Consider the following 17833-nt stretch of genomic DNA (forward strand, 5'->3'; position numbering starts at 1 on the left):
TTAGATGATATATGAATGATTAGTTCGCAATAAACTCTTGAACCCAGACCCCATTATAGTAGGCCACGCCGATCGTGGTGTAATGGCTGTTCAAAATGTTCGCGCGGTGGCCTTCGCTGTTCATCCACGCATTCATGACGTCAGCCGGATCCTTTTGGCCTTTGGCGATGTTCTCGCCAGCATAGCTGTAAGAAATGCCGTACTTCTTCATCATGTCAAACGGAGATCCGTACGTTGGAGAATTGTGGTCAAAGTAATTGTTGCTGTACATGTCTTTCGCTTTGTCCATCGCCATACCGGACAGCTTCGTATTTTCCTTCAGCGCACCAAGGCCGGCTTTCGCACGTTCCTGGTTAACCAGCTTGATCACTTGAGCGGCATAGCCTGACTTGTCCGCCGTGTTGCTTCCGCTGTTGTTGGACGGAGTCGAAGGCGTCGTAGTTGTTGGCGTCGACGGCTTGCTCGTCTGTGGAGCCGAAGGCTTGCTTGTTTGCGGCGTGGAAGGTTTGGTCGTCGTAGGCTTGTCCGTTCCCGTTGTCGGTACGTTTACTTGCCCATTGGAAGGCAGCTCGTATACGAAGTTCCAATTCAAAGAACCGCCGTTATTTTGCAGCAGCTGCTCCAGGTAAGCCTGCAGGCTGCCGAGATCTTGTTTTTGAGGAGCGGAGGTGGCAGAAGCGGCTGATGCAGATCCGGACCCAATCAGTCCTGCAGCCAGTACGGCAGCGAAAGCTCCTCCGGCGATGGTCTTCATCATTCTGTTTTTCATCTTGCAAACATCTCCTTTTCGCAGTGAATTATCGTAAGTTGATTTCGTTTACACAGGTTACAAAGTTGTAAACAATCTACCCTCACATTGTAACATGTTTGTTTCTTCTGGCTACGCCTCAAATATTGGTAAACCTTCTTACATCAACCATCCGTCCTTCTTTCAGCCGAACTACTCCAGCTCCAGCACAAATAAGCCGCAGCATGAAATGCCGCAGCTTGTTTGCATAACGAGAAGATCGATTCCTTTATGGCCTATTACTTTTTGGCAGCATACTTCCGCATGTCGAAAGCGACGGCCGCTACGATGATCAATCCCTTAATGATGAGCTGCCAGTAAGGGCTGATGCCGATAAAGGTCAAGCCATAGTTGATGATCGTGAAGATCAGCACGCCCACCATGACGCCGGGCACCGTGCCAATGCCGCCGGTGGTCGACACCCCGCCGACGACGCAGGCCGCAATGGCGTCCAGCTCGTACATATTCCCGTAGTTGTTCGTTGCGCCGCCGGTTCTGGAGGCTTCGAGCACTCCCGCCAGCCCGTAGAGGGCGCCTGCGATAGCATAGATATAAATCAGGTACTTGGCGACGTTGATGCCCGATACTTTAGCCGCCTGGATGTTGCCGCCGATTGCGTACATGTATTTTCCAAGCTTCGTTTTCGTGAAAATGACCCACACGATGAACGCCACGAAAATGGCGATCAGCACGATATAAGGCACGGAATACTGCCCTTCGCCGATATATCCCGTTCCGATCGCAGTGAAATCTTTGCGCAGACCCCCGATCGGCTGGGAGTTATTCGGCTCCATATCAAAATACAGCGAGTTCAGGCCGTACACGGCAACCATCGTGCCAAGCGTTGCGATAAACGGCGGAACGTTCAGCTTCGAGACGACCAGCCCGTTAACCAATCCGCACAGCAGGCCGACGATAATCGCCAGGACAATGGGCAGCCATACTTGAAGATGCGGCAGATTCGGAAAAAAACGCGCAGCATAGTCCGAGCTCTGCAGCATGGATGCCGAGATAACCGCGGTCAGGCCGACGATTCGGCCAGCCGACAAGTCGGTTCCGGCCGTGATCAAAATGAACGCAACGCCAAGCGCGATGATGGCGCGGGTCGATGACTGGATCAGAATGTCCCGCAGCGAGTTTACGGACAGAAAAGAAGGATTGTAGATCGTAATCCCGATGACCAGCAGCACCAGCACGATGTAAATCGCATACTGCGAGGCAAATCCCTGAAATCTCCTGCCTGTGTTGATTTTATTGGTGTTCAGCATGTTAGTTCCTCCTTCGGCTTTCCCTAATGCTGGGCGGCCAGACGCATGATTTCTTCTTCCGTGGCGCTGCTTCCGTCCACGATGCCGGTCAGCCGTCCTTCGGACATCACCATGATCCGGTCCGACATACCGAGCAGCTCCGGCATTTCGGAGGAGATCATGATGATGCTTTTCCCCTGTTTCGCCAGGTCTTTGATGATCGTATAGATTTCAAACTTCGCTCCGACGTCGATACCCCTTGTCGGCTCATCCAGCAGCAGAATTTCGGGTTCGGTCAAAAGCCATCTGGCCAGCAGCACCTTCTGCTGGTTACCGCCGGACAGGTTCATGATCAGCGCCCGGGTGGTCGGCGTTTTGGTGCGCAGCTTCTCCACCATTTGATCGGCTTCCTGCTTTTTGCGTTTGCCGTCCAGCAGGAACAACGCTTTGCGGTATCTCCCCAAATTGGCGATTGCCGCGTTTTCGTGCACAGGCAGAACGGAGAAGATGCCGGTGACCCGCCGTTCTTCCGTCAGCAGCGCCATACCGAGCTTCTTCGCGTCCTCCGGCGACTTGATTTTGACCGGCCTGCCGTTCAAGGAAATGGAGCCCGAGGCGATGTCCCTCAGTCCGAACAACGCTTCGATCAGCTCGGTACGCTGGGCGCCGACCAATCCCCCGATGCCGAGAATTTCCCCTTTGCGCAGCTCAAAAGAAATGTCTTTAAACGATTTCGGAATGGGCGAAGTCACGCCCTCAACCTTCAAAATCACTTCGCCAGGCACGTTTTCCTTCTCCGGAAACCGGTGTGTCAGGTCCCGTCCGACCATCTTCGCGATAATCATCTCTGTGGTCAGCTCGCTGGCCGGCCATGTGCCGATTTTGCTGCCGTCGCGCATAATCGTGACATCGTCGGAAATTTGCAAAATTTCCTCCATTTTGTGCGAGATGTAAATGATGGCCACCCCGCGTTTCTTAAGATCACGGATGATGCGGAATAAATGCTCGACTTCCACACCGGTCAAGGACGACGTCGGTTCGTCCATGATGATGACCCGCGCATGAAAGGATACTGCCTTGGCGATTTCGATGGACTGGATTTTGGAGACCGACAGCTTGCCGACCATCACGTCCGGATCAATATCAATGTCCAGCTGCTTGAACAGCTCCTTCGTGTCCCGGTACATTTTTTTATGGTCGATAAACCGGATGAATCCCGCGCCCTTTGTCGGAAAACGCCCCAGCCAAATATTTTCCATCACATTGCGAAAAGGCACCGGATGCAGCTCCTGATGAATCATCGAAATCCCCAGGTTCAGCGCATCCTTGGAATTGTTGATCTGGACCTTATTGCCGTCCAGCAGAATTTCGCCCGCGTCCGGCGAATAAATGCCGTACAGGCATTTCATTAAAGTGGACTTGCCGGCACCGTTCTCCCCCATCAGGGCATGAACCGTACCGGGCCTTACCTGCAGCGTAACCCCGTCCAGCGCCTTAACGCCGGGAAACTCTTTGCTGATCCGGTTCATTTCCAGTAAAAATTCACGCTCAGCCATAACTTCCGCTCCCTGCCCTCATCCAGAGGAAAGGACGGACCGCGCTTCTCGTCCGCCCTTTCCGGGGATGGTTAGTTTAAGTCCAGCCTGTCGGCTTACTTCGCATCGTCGATGTTGTCTTTGGTAATTTTTTTGTAAGGAATCCACACGTATTGATTATCCGTAATGTCGAATCCGACGTTCTCCTTGGTCGGCGTTTCGCCCTTGGCCAGCAGCGTGGCCAGCGTCACGGAAGCTTTGCCCTGGTTGTTCGCATCGTTCAGCACTGTGCCGAGCAGCGTGCCGTCCTGCAGTGCTTGAAGCGCCGGCGCCGTGGCGTCCACGCCGACAACCGGCATCGTTTTTCCGCCCGTGAAGTAGCCTGCCGCTTTCAGCGCCTCGATCGCGCCAAGCGCCATGTCGTCGTTGTTCGCGAGAACGGCTTCGATTTTATCACCATGCGAGCCAAGGAAAGCGGCCATCTTCTCCTGCCCTTTCACGCGGTCCCACATCGCGGTGTCTTCCGCCAGCTTCTCGACCTTGATGCCTGCGTCTTCGATCGCCTGAATCGAGTACTTGGTGCGCAGCTCCGCATCCTGGTGTCCGGGTTCTCCTTTGAGCATGACGTACTGCAGGACACCGTCCTTGTTTTTATCCGCTTCCGGATGGGCCTTCCAATAGTCCGCAATCAGCTCCCCGGACATCGTGCCGGATTCTTCGGCTTTGGCGCCGACGTAATACACTTTGTCCCATTTCTTCATGTCTTCGGGCAGCGGCTCACGGTTCAGGAAGACGACCGGGATGCTGGCCGTTTTGGCTTTGTCGATAATGACGCCGGCCGCCGTGCGGTCCACCGGGTTGATCAGCAGCGCATCGGTCTTTTTGGTAATGAACAGATCGACCTTGTCGTTTTGGGTCGGCTGGGAGTTCTGGCTGTCCACAATATCCACCTTTGCCTTGCCTTCCGCATTGGTTTTGATGGCATTACGTACACCCGTCATGAACGTATCGTCGAATTTATAAATGGCTACCCCGATGGACGGCTCCTTGCCGCTGTCCGCGCTGCCGCCCGAAGCCCCCGAGGATTTGTCGCCGGAGTTCGAGCAGCCGGCCATGACCGTACCCAGCAGCGCACCGGCTAGGATGACGGAAGTGATTTTTTTCATCGTTCACAGACCTCCTGATATTCTCTTTAACGTGCCTCTCGTATCTCTTGGATACGTTTACATTATGCTGTATCCGCGGGCGGATTCGAATATAAAATTCTCATGTGTTCTATGAAAATTCTCATGACGTGGGGAGCATGATGCGATGAACGCAAAAAAAGTGCCGCTTAAGGAGGTGCGGCACTCAGTTCACCAATAGCTCAGCGGACAAACGGAAACAGCTGCTTCTGATTATCCGGCCAGAGCATATTGTCGAGATCAATGATTTTGGACTTGGTATCGATGCGCTCAGGGACGTCCAGGCCCTCCATCGCTTCAACTGCGTACTGCACAGCCAAATAACCGTTGTTAAACGGGTTCTGGATGACCGTCGCCTGCACGATCCCCTCCTGCAGCAGCTCCATCACTTTCGCCGGGCTGTCGAACGTGATCAGCTTCACGCGTCCGCCGGCCCCCAGCTTCTGCATCTCTTCTCCGGTGCCGATCGACGCCACTTCGTTAAGCGCCACAATCCCGTTTATGTCGGGATGCTCGTTCAGCATTTTGCGGGTGAGCTCACGCGCCAGCTGTTCATTGGACTGGCAGTATTCCACGGCCACGACCTGAACCCCGGGAAACCGGGCGATATAATCCATAAAGCCCTCCTCGCGCTCGTCGCCGTTTTTGGAGCCCTGCACAAAATTCATCACGCCGATGCGGCTGTTCGTTCCGGTCAGGGCGACCATCCGCTCCGCCGCCTTCTGGCCCGCTTCGTAGTTGTTCGTGCCCACGAACGTTTTGACCCGGGCCGATGCCACCTCGGAATCCATTGAGATGACCGGGATTTTGTAATAGGCCGCGCGGTCGGTCACCTGGGCCAGCTTCATGTAGTCGCTCGCAGACAGAATGATGGCATCCGCCTTGTTTTGGATGGACTGATCCATCAGCTGAATTTGCCCGCCGATATCGCTTTCGTTATCAGGAGCTTTAAACGTCAGCTGAACGTTGAATTCTTTGGCCGCCACCTCGGCGCCCATTTTCACCGTATTCCAGTAGTCGCCGTGGTTCATCTTGACGATCATGTCGATGGTCCGCGGCTTGCCTGTGGCGCGGAGATTCGGAGGCGACGAGGAACAAGAGCCCGTGAGGAGCAAGATGGCAAGCAGCAGCGCTACTCGGACGATTCCTTGGCTTAAGCTCATGATATCCCCCTCTCCAGTTCCTCCGCACGGTCCGATACCGCCGGCAGCGTGATCGTAACACTTGTCCCTTCTTCTAGTTCGCTCGCAAAATGCAGACCGTAAGGCTTGCCGTAGCACAGCCGGATGCGCTCGTTCACGTTCTTCACGCCAACACCCGATCCGCTGCCGCTGCGGTGGTTACCGCTGAGAATCTGATCCATCACCTGCGGGGTCATGCCAAGCCCGTTGTCCTTGACGGTCAAGACGAGCTGCTCTCCCTGAACCGCCGCCGAGATGGAGATCCAGCCTTCGTCCGGCATTTTCTCGATTCCATGATAAATGGCGTTCTCTACGATCGGCTGCAGAATCAGCTTCAGCGTCCTGCAGGAGCGTGCGGCTTCATCGCATTGAATCTCATAATTGAACTTATGCTTGTAGCGGATCTTCTGGATGATCAAATAATGGCGCACATGCTCCAGCTCTTCTTCCACGGTAATGATCGTGTTCCCTTTGCTCAGACTGATCCGGAAAAACTTGGACAGCGAAGTGATCGTCGTCACTACCTCTTCCTTTTTGCCTTTTTCCGCCAGCCGGATCACCGAATTCAGCGTATTGTAGAGAAAATGGGGATTGATTTGCGACTGCAGCACATCCAGCTCGCTTTTCCGTTTCGCTTCCTGCTCGTGGATGATTTGGTCCATCAGCTGGCGGATCCGGTGCAGCATAAAGTTAAACCGCTTGGACAGCTGCACCACTTCATAAGCGCCGCTGACGTAAATCGGCGTGCTGAAATCCCCCTGTCCGACGCTTTGGACCGACCGCTCCAGGCGGCGGAGCGGCTGGGATATTTTCGCCGAGATGAAGACAGCGAGGAGTACCACAGCCGTAATGACGACCACGAGAAACCAGAAAATAAACTGATTCAGGTCCTGCTTGGTCGTCACAATTTCATCCGGAAAGGCGACCCCGACGATTTTCCAGCCGATGGGCTGTACCGTCCGGATCGTGATATACCGCGGCACGCCGGTCGATTTATCAATATAGCTGCCATAGGCATAGTCAAACACGGGCTCCAGATTTTCGTACTTCAAACCGGCATAGATCAGCTGCTGCTGCGGATGGTAGACGATGTTCCCCAGCTCGTCGATGATGTAAGCATAACCCTGTTTGCCAAGGCTCACTTTGCGGCTCAGCTCATCAATCGTCCGGAAGTTGACATCAACGAGCAGAATTCCGCGCTTTACTTTTCCCTGGTCCCGATATTCGATCATGCGGCTTAACGATACGACCCACTTGTACTGGCCCTTGTATAAATTTTGGATGTGCGGCGGGGAAAAAGACAGCTTCTGCGGCACCTCCCGTGCCGATTCGTACCAGCTCTGTTCGGTCAGCTTGGTGTTCCGGCGCATTTCCGCATTCGGAATGTCCAGCACCAGCCGGCCTTCGGGCGTAAACAGCGCTACGGATACAAGGTCTTCCCGGGTATGAAGCAGTGTCGTCAGCTGCTCGCGGAGCACCCCGCTGCTGACGTCAGCCGTTTGATCAATCTGCTGCTCGACTACAGCATAAATGTCCTGCATCCCTTTGACATACAGCTCCAGGTGGTAATTGACCTGCTCGATAATTTGCTGAATATTGAGGTAGGCGTTCTCCTCCGCCGTCTTGGAAAATTTGTTGTACAGCATGATGCTGACCAGGATGACGACGAGCACCGTCATACCGGCAAAGGTCGCGGTGATGATCGTTTGAATGCTCCGCAGCCGGAAGGACATGGGCAGCCGGGGAGCACGGGGCTTCAGACGACGATGCGGAATCTTCAAGCCGATTCGCCTCCTCCGTGGCCGCTGCGGTATTCTTTGGGCGTAATGCCGAACTTCTTGCGGAAGCAGAAGCTGAAGTAGTTCGGATCCGCGAACCCAAGCGTTTCGGCGATTTCGAACGCTTTCAGCGGCGTCGACCGCAGCATCTCCTTGGCCGCTTCCATGCGTACATGCAGCAAGTAGGCTACGAAGGTCATCTTCATTTCCTTTTTAAAAATGCTGCTGAAATACCCGGTGCTGATATGCAAATGCCGGCATACTTTGTTAATGGAAATGTCGCTTTCCCGGTAATGCTCATGAATATACGCTTTGGCATCCTCAACAAGCTGGTTATATCCGGACTGCCTTCCCTGCGCGATCGTTATCATCAGCCGCGAGGATACCCGGTGTATCCACTCCCGCAGCTCCTGTAAATTGTTGTAATGGTACATGTCGGCGAACGGCAGCGATCCACGGCCAAACAGCTCTTCAAGCTCGATGCCGAACTCCTTCGCCACCCGGATGACGGCGGTCAACACGCCGATGATATACACCTGGCAGTCCTGCACGCTGACCTTGGACGACTCCAGGCCGTCAAACATCCGCCTTACCGTCTCCTCCAGCTCTTCCGCCGTGCCTACGCGGATGCTCCGGACGAGCTCCTGCTCCTTCAGGCTATCGAATACGAGTGGATCCGCCTTCCGCTGTTCCACATCATCGATCCAAATGACCCGGTTGTTGCCGAGAATAGGACGATAGTCCAGCGCCTGCGATGCTTCCGCGTAAGAATCGAACACGTCGCCCAGCGACCGGTATACAGAGCCGGCCCCTGCCGTCACCGTCAGCTTCAAATATTTGTTCACGTTCAGACGGATTTCCTCCAGCAGCTCCAGCGTCCGCTGCGCCGCTGCGCTCTCATCCGCATCGGGCAGCACTGACAGGAGGACGCAGTCGTTATGGTGAATAAACGCCTTGAACCCTTGCCGCAATTGGCAAATCTCTGCCGCCACGTTGTACACGGCAAACAGCAGCAGGTACCGGTCCTCCGAGTATTTTAGCGACAACGCTGATGCCGGATCCTCCGCTTCCTCCCGGACATCCCGTTCTCTCTGCACTGGATCGGGACGAATGATCGAAGCCATAAAGGTTTGCCCGTCCAGGCTGATCCCGTAACTGGCTCCTTTCTCAATGTATTCCTCAGGCGTAAGCCTCCGGGTCACCAGTGAAGACAAAAAAAGCTCCCTGAGTACAGGTATGCTTTTCCGGTAATGCTCCATCAGCAGCTGGACGTTTTCCTTCTCAGCCCGCTCGGCATCCATATGCGTCTTCACCTTCAGCAGCACATCCACAAGCTCCCGGGAAGAAAACGGCTTGAGCACGTATTCGTCAATCTGCAGCTTAATCGCTTTTTGGGCATACTCAAACTCATCGTATCCGGTCAAAATAATGATTTTGGTGGACGGGGCATGCTCCCGGATCCACGCGGCCAGCTCCAAGCCGTTCATAAAGGGCATTTGGATGTCGGTCACGACGATGTCCGGCATCTCCTTTTCCATCCATTCCAGCGCTTCGCGTCCGTTTTCGGCTGTACCCGTCACCTGAAAGCCGTGAAGCTCCCAGCTGATTTCCTCGACCAGCCCATCCCGGACGTCTTCTTCGTCTTCCACCAGCAGCAGTTTATACATCATTCATCCCTCGGCTGTTCCAAATTTGTACTCACACTTGTCAGAACATGAACAATCGGCTCCTCCAGCCCCAAAACACATTGGTCTTGTCGAAAAATGTAACCGCTTTCGAAATATCACTCACGTATTGTATATCAATTCATATGTATTGTAAATATTGAACATGTTTGTAGAATACTTCGGTACTTAAGGATACAGGAAATAGAAAAAAGCCCTCCTCTGCAGGGGGGCCGGTATGTTGGAAATCGGTATTATTTCAGCTTTCTGATGAAGCGGTAGCCGACTTTATCAAAACCGATATGTTCATAGAAGGCATGGGCCGGGGCACGTTCCACACGGTTGCCGCTCGTCAAAAACAGAACCTGGCTGCCGTGGGCTCTTCCCCATTCTTCGCTGCTGCGGATCAGGCGCTTGCCGATCCCTTGGCCGCGGTGTTTCTCGGATACGATCAAAGCGGATACCTGAGTCGCCGTCTCGCCTGTGGCATAGGAGTGAACTTGATTCAACGCCACCATGCCGACAACTTCTCCGTCCAGCTCTGCTACCATTGTGCACAGTTTCGGATTGTCTTCCGAGGCTTCCATCCGTTCGCGCATAACGTTGATCGTCGTTGGATAGTTGAGCTCGCGCATTAACGCCGTTACAGACTCCAGATCGCAATTGCAATTTGATTTACGGATTTGCAAAGTAGGAGCCGACAAATTACTGTTCATGATCATATTCCTCCACTTTTAAAAGACTGGCGGCTTGCTTAGCCGTGTTCCGTGCTTTCTGAATATCCGGGTCAGTGCTTAACGCTACCGCCATCCTCCGGCCGATCTTCGTTTCAGGCTTGCCGAAAATCCGAACCTGTGTCCGGGGAAGGCTCAGTGCTTCCTCTACACCGCTGACGGCAAAATTCGTACTTGCATTCACCGCTTTCAAAGTTGCCGAAGCTCCCGGTGTCAGCAGTTCAACCGACGTAACCGGAAGTCCGAGAATCGCTCTGACATGCAGGGCGAACTCCGATAAATCCTGCGTCACCATGGTCACCATGCCGGTGTCATGCGGACGCGGGGATACTTCACTGAATATGATGCCTTGCTTGGTAACAAACAGTTCCACTCCGAAAATGCCATATCCCCCGAGCTCGTCTGTAATGGCTTTGGCAATGGATTCTGCCTCCCGCAGCTGCTCTTCACTAAGGACATGAGGCTGCCAGGATTCTACATAATCCCCGTCCTTTTGAATATGTCCAATCGGCGGGCAAAAGGTGGTTCCGCTCACAGAGCGGACCGTCAAGAGCGTAATTTCGCTCTCAAACGTAACAAATGCTTCAACGATCACGCGGGTGCTCTTCGCTCGTCCGCCTTCCAGGGCTGCATTCCAGCATTCTTCCGCATCTTCTGGCGTGCGGCAAACGCTCTGCCCTTTACCGGATGAGCTCATGATCGGCTTAACCACGCAGGGCGTGCCAAGCACGGCTACCGCTTCTTGCAGCTCCTCCAGACTGTTGGCGAATCGATAATCCGCCGTGGGAAGTCCGAGATCTTCCGCAGCCAGGCGGCGAATCCCTTCGCGGTCCATCGTCAGCCGGGCGGCGCGAGCCGTCGGAATGACGCGGTACCCTTCCTCTTCCAGCTCAAGGAGAGCCTGTGTAGCTATAGCTTCAATTTCCGGGACGATGATGTCCGGATGTTCCTGATGAATAATCCGCTTCAGCGATTCGGGATCGAGCATATCAATGACATGGCTTCGATGGGCCACCTGCATCGCAGGGGCGTGTTCATATCGGTCCACGGCAATGGTTTCTACGCCCAAACGCTGAGCCTCGAGAACTACTTCTTTTCCCAATTCACCGCTGCCTAGAAGCAGCAGTTTTGTAGCATGTGCAGAAAAAGGAGCACCCCACACCACTTCCCAATTCCCCCCTACTAATGTATACCACAAATGTATACCTCTCTATCATTTTCGGGGTTCCGAAGGAAGAATGCAAGAGTGCTCCGACATTTTCCTGCAAAATTCACAATCTCTCCTTATTTGAATGGCGATCATTGGAGAAGCTTGCTTGATTTTACAATTTTGGTTGTTTGTTAATTGGCTGTAAACGCACCGTTAACTTTCGGCGACCGGGGAAGATATAATATCTCCAACGATGTACCTACGGAAGACAGTCCATTTTTATGCGGAAGTTTATCTTTCGGCCAGAACAATTCAGCTCGGCTGAAAGCCTATATAAGTTTTAAAAATGAATGATGATGGTAGCAAGTACGTAAAATGTTCCTACGATCTCTCTTGTTTTCGGATTTCTTGATTTTATGGAACCTACGTGAGGCAGAAATCCGAAAGCCAAAGCATATGCTTACGATGTTAGCTTTCCTTTTGAAAGCTCTTAAGACCGCTTCGCTTCTTCGGAATCATTTTACTCCCTTGCTGGCATCGAATTCTTTAGGTCAACTTATATATTATATCATCCCTAGACAAACCGGAACTGCGCTTCGATCAGACCATGGTACGTTCCCTGCTTCTGCATCAGTTCCTGGTGGTTGCCTTCCTCCTTGATCTCGCCGTGATCCAGTACGACGATTTTGTCCGCATGGCGGATCGTCGACAACCGGTGCGCGACGATAAAGGAAGTCCGGCCTTTCAGGAGCACCTTCAGCGCTTCCTGAATTTTCAGCTCGGTCTCCGTATCGATGCTTGCCGTCGCCTCATCAAGAATAAGAATGCGCGGATCGGCCAGAAGCGCCCGGGCGAAGGACAGCAGCTGCCGCTGCCCCATGGAGAGCATGTTCCCCCGCTCCTCGACCTCCGTATCGTAACCGTTCGGCAGCTTCATAATAAATTCATGAGCGTCGACAGCCTTGGCTACTTCCTCGATCTCCTCGTCGGTCGCGTCCAACCGGCCAAAGCGAATGTTATCGCGGATCGTTCCCGAGAAAATGAACGTGTCCTGCAGCACGATTCCGATTTGGCTGCGGAGCGTATCCAGCTTCACGTCCCGGATGTCCAGACCGTCAATCGTAATTTTGCCCCCTGTTATATCATAGAACCGGCTGAGCAAATTAATGATTGTACTTTTTCCTGAACCGGTATGCCCGACGAGGGCGATCGTTTGACCTGCCTTGACGTCAAGGTTGATACCCTTGAGTGCCGGCCGGCCCTTCTCGTATTCGAACACGACGTTCTCAAGCTTGATATCGCCGTTAATTTTCGGCATCGGCCGGGCATTCGGCTTGTCGTCGATATGCGGCTTCTCATCGATAAATTCGAAGATCCGCTCCGAGGAAGCCATCGCCACCAGCAGCTGATTGTACATTTGGCCGAGCCGGTTGATCGGCTCCCAGAAGTTGCCGACATAGCTGGAGAAGGCGACCAGGAGACCAACGGTCAGCTGGCCCTCCTGTATCAGGTAAGCCCCGAACCAGAACAGGATCAAGGTGCCGATGCCCCCTGTGATTTCGATCAGCGGGCCGAACCCTTGGTTCAGCGTGGACGCACGGTCCCACGACTTTTTGCTGTCCATGTTCATTTTGTCAAAAAACTTGATGTTCTCCTGCTCCTGTGTGTAAGCCTGCGTAACGCGGATCCCCTGGATCGATTCGTTCAAATGCGAGTTGATCCGGGAATTCTTCATGCGCACTTCCTGCCAGGCGCGGCGGATCTTGACCCGCAGCTTTGTGGAGATGAAAAACATGATCGGCACGGTCAGAACAACCGCAAGTCCGAGTTTCCAGTTGATCAGCATCAAAATGACCACGATCCCGACCAGCTGGACACAGTCGATCATCAGGTTGACGACACCGTTGGTGAACAGCTCCTGCAGGGAGTTGACGTCATTTGTGATACGCACGAGCACGGAGCCTGCCGGCCGCTTGTCAAAGAAGTTGAAGGACAGCTTCTGGATGTGCTGGAACAAATGCGAACGCAGGTCGTAGATGACGCGCTGTCCGATAATGTTGGTCAGGCGGATCCGGTACGTACTCGCGATCCACTGAATAATGTAAAGAACAAGTGCCGCTGCCGTAAGCAGATACAAGAGCGTCAGGTTCGTATTACCGTCTTTCGGCGCGATCGCCTTGTCGATCGCTTGACTGGTCAGGAACGGAACGGTCAGTTTCGTAATCGTCCCCAGGACCATCATCAGCAGGACGAGCGGCAGCATTTGCTTGGCATAAGGCTTCATATAAGCGAACAGCCGGGTCAGCTGAGACCAGTTAAACGGCTTTTCGATGACTTCGTCATCCTGATACACGAAGCGTTCGCCGGTTACACCAGGCGTCTTACCCTTCGGGTTGTTCTTATTTGCGGCTCCCGGCCGCTGTTTATTCGTTTCCGCTGCGGGATTCATGAGCTCACCTGCTCTCCTGCATTCCCATTCATCCGGGCAATGTGGTCTGCATATTGAATATGGTATACATCCTGGTAAGGGCCAGGCACCGTGATTAACTCTTCATGCTTGCCGCGCTGCACGATTTTGCCCTCGTTCAGTACGAGAATCTCGTCGGCATGCCGCAGGGAAGAGATCCGGTGGGCGATGATGAACGTCGTCCGTCCCTTCATAACTTCCTGGAAGCCCGACTGGATTTCATGCTCGGTTTCCATGTCGACGGCGCTCGTCGCGTCATCGAGGATGAGGATCTTCGGATTCTTCAGCAGCGCGCGCGCAATCGCGATCCGCTGCTTCTGCCCTCCGGAGAGGCCCATGCCCCGTTCGCCGACCACCGTATCGTAACCGTCCGGCATTTCCATAATGAAATCGTGGGCTTTGGCCAGCTTGGCGGCCCGGATGATCTCGTCCATCGTTACGTCCTTCAGGCCGTAGGCGATGTTATTGCGGATGCTGGACGAGAACAGGAACGTCTCCTGGAACACCGACGCGATTTGGCTGCGCAGGCTCCGGACTTGAATATCATTAATGTTCTTGCCGTCCAGCTTGATGCTGCCGCTATTGACGTTATACGCATGCATCAGCAGCTGGATGATCGTCGATTTCCCTGATCCGGTTCCGCCGAGCAGGCCGATGACCGATCCTGGAGGCGCATCCAAATTAATGTCCTGGATGGCGGCCAGCTTATTGCCATAAGCAAAGGTAACATGTTCAAAGGTGACATGCCCTTTCACTTCGTCGGAAGACAGAGCGACGGCATTGTCTTTATCCTTGACGTCAATCGGCTGGTTCAGGAGCTCGAGCACCCGCTCCCCCGAAGCTTCCGACTGCGTGTAGTTGTTGATGAGATAACCGATATTCCACATCGGTCCGATAATGTACCAGATCAAGCTGAAGAAGGCAACGAGCTCGCCCAGCGACAGCGATTGGTGAATGACCAGCGTGCCTCCGACACCGAGGAGCAGCACGACGCAGATGGACGCGAGAAGCTCCATGACCGGAAAGTAGCGGCTCCACAGACCCGAAGCGAAGATCTGGTTGTTTTTGTAGCGTTCGTTACGCACGGAAAACTTGTCGACTTCGTGAGGCTCACGCGCAAATGATTTGACCGTACGAACACCTGTAATGTTCTCCTGTACCGAAGTCGTCAGCGCACTCAGCGCCAGGCGCATTTCCTGGAACGCCGGGTGGATCTTGCCTTCGAACTTCAGGGCGACAAACACCAGGAACGGGATACTGATCATGGTAGCGAGCGTCAGCTGCCAGCTGATCGACAGCATCATGACCGCTCCGAACACAACCATGAGGATCGTGTTCAAAATTTGCGGGATGCCGAAGGCGATAAATTGCCGGATCGCTTCGAGATCCCCGGTCAGACGGGACATCAGGTCGCCGGTTCTGGCCGTGTCGTAATAGCGGAAAGACAAGACTTGCAGCTTCTCATAGCAGCCGTTACGCAAACGGTATGCCAGATAGTTCCCCAGTCTTCCGCCGAGCATGCCGCTTAAAAACTGCATGACGGCTTTGAGGGTGACGACACCGATGACGGTGAGCGCCAGAGCGGGAACGAGCTCAAAATGCTGCGGAACGATCGCTTCGTCGATCAGCTTCCGGAGCAAATTCGGGGTAACAAGCCCCAGCGCAGTAGCTATGGCGAGGCAGAGTATAGATAAATAAAGAAAACTGCGCTTCGCCCAAAAAAAGCCCTGCATTTGCCTGAGAACATTCATGGTTCTCCTCCTTCGAGTCATGTGAATGCTTGAAAATCATTCGCGTAAGTTGTGAACATTTATGAAGTTTAACACCGTCTCTCAGAGGCGGCAAAGAGGATAACAGCGCATATTTTCGCCGCTTTGTCAATGGTTCGGCATTAACTGGATATAATCCCGGTTTACTTATCAAATCATGCCAAATCCTCTCAATCTCTGCGCTTCCCGATAAAAAGCCGGGTGGTGCTGTAAAAGCGCTTCCTGACTTGGGGGAAAGCTTCCATTTTTCGGTGTCCGAAACGGTCTTCGTGAGGTTAGCGTTACGGTCAGTACCTGGACTTACTACCCCTACATATTGAAAATAAAAAAGCCCCTGTAACAGGGACTTCGGCATATAAATTACCGGCTTAGCCGGTGATGGAGTATTTACACGAATCGGTGTCCCGCTCCGTGACCGTGCGGTTTCCTAAGACGTCATTCGCTGTTCAATATGAAGCAGTTCGGCTGCGAGGGTATCCCACGTCTCCGGCCGTTCGCCCTGTTCCAGCGAGGCGGTCAGCGCATCGACCGTTTCCTTCAGCTGCTCCTGCAGGGCGCCGGCTTGCCTACGCTGTGCATCCCCCATCCGCTGCGCGTAAAAATCAGACAGCAGCCCTTCCTGCGCGGATACTTCGCGGCTCAGCGCTTCCTTGATCTGTTCTTCTACAGCCGAACGCATTTTTTCGCGTCCTCCGCCTTCAAAGAAGGCCTTCGGCGATTTAAAATAACCCCAGGCCGCGATCCAGTCGACGATGCCTTCCAGCTGAACTTCCTTAAGCTCCGGCGTTTCCCACTCCTTTTCCTCCGGCGGATTCAGAACCAAACCGGCATCCAGTGCGGATATATCCTCTGTCGTCTGTACGGCGGCCGCATGCACGATTTGTTTGCCTTTGTTCTCCAATCGAAGCGTCGTGGCCAGCAGCTCCTGTTCCAGCTCACGGACGAGCGTCCGTTCCAGCTCGCGTCCGCACCCGGCAAACACCCGCTTCAGCTGACCCGCATCCTCACGCAGAACGGAAGGATGAAACGTTTCGTTAAAAAAGTCACTCATTCCGAAACCGATCCGCTGTCTGACGTGGAACAGCAGCTCTTTCGTTTCCTGTGCAATCAGGTTCCCCTGCTGCATTGAGGCAAACTGCCCGACAAGCCCCTTGGCCTGCTCGGCTGTCCGGACCAGCTCCTGCTTGCGCCGCTGCCTGCTGCCTGCATCCTGCCGGGACAGACGCGCCCATTCCTCCGCCCTTTTCCGCGCAGCCGACACCTCGGATGCGGCAGCTTGAAGGGACAGCTTGGGCAGCTCTTCCCCGGCGAAGACTCCGAGCGCATCCTCAAATGCGCCGAGTCCCGATTGCGCCAGCATGGCTTCATCTCCGCCCAGCTTCGCCTCGAGCGCGGTCATGCTGGAGAGGGGGTAAATATGCGGCAGCCGGATGCCCCGGGCTTTCAGGTTGCCGTCCACATGCTTGACGACCTGCTCCAGCTCTTCCGGGGAAGCAGCCAGATCGGCCGCGTTGACGATGAAAAACATTTTATCGAGGGCAAAGCTGTCCTTCACCCGGCCGAGCTGGGTCAGGAACTGCCTGTCGCCCTTGGAAAACGCGTGATTATAATACGTTACAAAAACGATGGCGTCCGCCTGCTTCATATATTGGAACGTCACGCCGGTATGGCGGGCGTGCAGTGAGTCAGCCCCCGGCGTATCCACGAGCACGATTCCCTGCTCCGTCAGCGGAGAGCTGTAATACAGATCAATCCGGTCGACAAAGCAAGATTTAGTCTCATCGGCTACAAAAGAGCGGTACTCCGGCATATCAACGGTCTGAACGCTGCCCAGCAGCGGTTTCGCCAGTTCCCAGCCCGCGGCGGCCGCCTTAAGAAATCCGTAATGCGGCAGGCCGGCCGGATGCACACCTTCCGGCTTCATGGAACGTACCGCCTCAAGCCAGCCGTCGCCTTCCGGCTTGCTGAGCTGGAGGATCGAGAAGGAATATGCCAAATCGTCCTGGAAGGCCTCGGCCGACTTCATTTGCACCCTGGCCGTCCCGTGCGCATACTCGCCCTCAGGCGCCAGGATGCGGTTGATCGCCGCTGTCGTCGGATGCGGCGAGACGGGCAGGACGCTGTCGCCGAGCAGAGCGTTGGCGAACGAAGACTTGCCGGCACTGAACGCGCCGAACAGTGCCATCGTGAACGAGCCGCCGGCCAGCGCCTCGGCTCGGCCCTCCAGACCCCGCGCGGCAGATGCCAGCGCGGGATGGCGCCCCAGCAGCGCAGCCGCTTCGCGCAGCTGCGCCGCGGCCGCGTCAAGCCGCTGGCGGCGGCCCTTGGCCGCGCCGC

General features: G+C 54.4%; 12 protein-coding genes. All 12 read right to left on the reverse strand.

Translation table 11 applies throughout. The features are described from left to right. Positions 1-19: 19 nt before the first annotated feature. Entirely contained in the window at positions 20-769 is a 750-nt protein-coding gene (locus BCV73_RS16915) for a CAP domain-containing protein (protein WP_076170958.1), read from the reverse strand. 257 nt (positions 770-1026) lie between these two features. Beyond that, a complete protein-coding gene (mglC, locus tag BCV73_RS16920) occupies positions 1027-2055 on the reverse strand; it encodes a galactose/methyl galactoside ABC transporter permease MglC (protein ID WP_089547997.1) in 1029 nt (342 codons plus the stop codon). Positions 2056-2078: 23 nt separating this feature from the next. Further along, on the reverse strand, positions 2079-3590 hold the full coding sequence (locus BCV73_RS16925; protein WP_089547998.1) for a sugar ABC transporter ATP-binding protein: 1512 nt from the start codon (positions 3588-3590) through the stop codon (positions 2079-2081). Positions 3591-3685: 95 nt separating this feature from the next. Continuing rightward, positions 3686-4735: a galactose ABC transporter substrate-binding protein gene (locus BCV73_RS16930; protein WP_076170952.1), complete on the reverse strand. Its 1050-nt coding sequence runs from the start codon at positions 4733-4735 to the stop codon at positions 3686-3688. Between the two features lie 200 nt (positions 4736-4935). After that, a complete protein-coding gene (locus BCV73_RS16935; protein ID WP_089547999.1) occupies positions 4936-5916 on the reverse strand; it encodes a substrate-binding domain-containing protein in 981 nt (326 codons plus the stop codon). After that, a complete protein-coding gene (locus BCV73_RS16940; protein ID WP_076171727.1) occupies positions 5913-7667 on the reverse strand; it encodes a sensor histidine kinase in 1755 nt (584 codons plus the stop codon). Before BCV73_RS16940 ends, BCV73_RS16935 begins: the two co-directional genes overlap by 4 nt. Before the next feature lie 44 nt (positions 7668-7711). Further along, positions 7712-9379: a response regulator gene (locus tag BCV73_RS16945; protein WP_089548000.1), complete on the reverse strand. Its 1668-nt coding sequence runs from the start codon at positions 9377-9379 to the stop codon at positions 7712-7714. A gap of 251 nt (positions 9380-9630) precedes the next feature. Next, positions 9631-10092: a GNAT family N-acetyltransferase gene (locus BCV73_RS16950; RefSeq protein ID WP_234489346.1), complete on the reverse strand. Its 462-nt coding sequence runs from the start codon at positions 10090-10092 to the stop codon at positions 9631-9633. Beyond that, positions 10082-11272, reverse strand: coding sequence for a formate-dependent phosphoribosylglycinamide formyltransferase (purT, locus tag BCV73_RS16955; protein ID WP_089550291.1), 1191 nt, complete (start codon positions 11270-11272; stop codon positions 10082-10084). The genes BCV73_RS16950 and purT overlap by 11 nt, the downstream gene beginning before the upstream one ends. A 562-nt stretch (positions 11273-11834) precedes the next feature. Then, complete coding sequence (locus BCV73_RS16960; RefSeq protein ID WP_089548001.1) at positions 11835-13709, reverse strand: ABC transporter ATP-binding protein; 1875 nt, start codon at positions 13707-13709, stop codon at positions 11835-11837. Next, positions 13706-15478: an ABC transporter ATP-binding protein gene (locus BCV73_RS16965; RefSeq protein ID WP_089548002.1), complete on the reverse strand. Its 1773-nt coding sequence runs from the start codon at positions 15476-15478 to the stop codon at positions 13706-13708. Before BCV73_RS16965 ends, BCV73_RS16960 begins: the two co-directional genes overlap by 4 nt. A 445-nt stretch (positions 15479-15923) precedes the next feature. Further along, positions 15924-17833: dynamin family protein (locus BCV73_RS16970; protein ID WP_179232021.1), on the reverse strand; the 1910-nt coding region annotated here is incomplete at its 5' end.

The sequence above is a fragment of the Paenibacillus sp. SSG-1 genome (genome assembly GCF_002224835.1).
Lineage (GTDB): Bacteria > Bacillota > Bacilli > Paenibacillales > Paenibacillaceae > Paenibacillus_AQ > Paenibacillus_AQ favisporus.

Excerpts from the sequence above, each read along its gene's own strand:
- mglC (WP_089547997.1), bottom strand. The coding sequence starts at position 2,055 with ATGCTGAACACCAATAAAATCAACACAGGCAGGAGATTTCAGGGATTT.
- BCV73_RS16945 (WP_089548000.1), bottom strand. The coding sequence starts at position 9,379 with ATGTATAAACTGCTGCTGGTGGAAGACGAAGAAGACGTCCGGGATGGG.
- BCV73_RS16925 (WP_089547998.1), bottom strand. The coding sequence starts at position 3,590 with ATGGCTGAGCGTGAATTTTTACTGGAAATGAACCGGATCAGCAAAGAG.
- BCV73_RS16940 (WP_076171727.1), bottom strand. The coding sequence starts at position 7,667 with ATGTCCTTCCGGCTGCGGAGCATTCAAACGATCATCACCGCGACCTTT.
- BCV73_RS16950 (WP_234489346.1), bottom strand. The coding sequence starts at position 10,092 with ATGAACAGTAATTTGTCGGCTCCTACTTTGCAAATCCGTAAATCAAAT.
- BCV73_RS16965 (WP_089548002.1), bottom strand. The coding sequence starts at position 15,478 with ATGAATGTTCTCAGGCAAATGCAGGGCTTTTTTTGGGCGAAGCGCAGT.
- BCV73_RS16935 (WP_089547999.1), bottom strand. The coding sequence starts at position 5,916 with ATGAGCTTAAGCCAAGGAATCGTCCGAGTAGCGCTGCTGCTTGCCATC.
- BCV73_RS16930 (WP_076170952.1), bottom strand. The coding sequence starts at position 4,735 with ATGAAAAAAATCACTTCCGTCATCCTAGCCGGTGCGCTGCTGGGTACG.
- BCV73_RS16960 (WP_089548001.1), bottom strand. The coding sequence starts at position 13,709 with ATGAATCCCGCAGCGGAAACGAATAAACAGCGGCCGGGAGCCGCAAAT.
- BCV73_RS16915 (WP_076170958.1), bottom strand. The coding sequence starts at position 769 with ATGAAAAACAGAATGATGAAGACCATCGCCGGAGGAGCTTTCGCTGCC.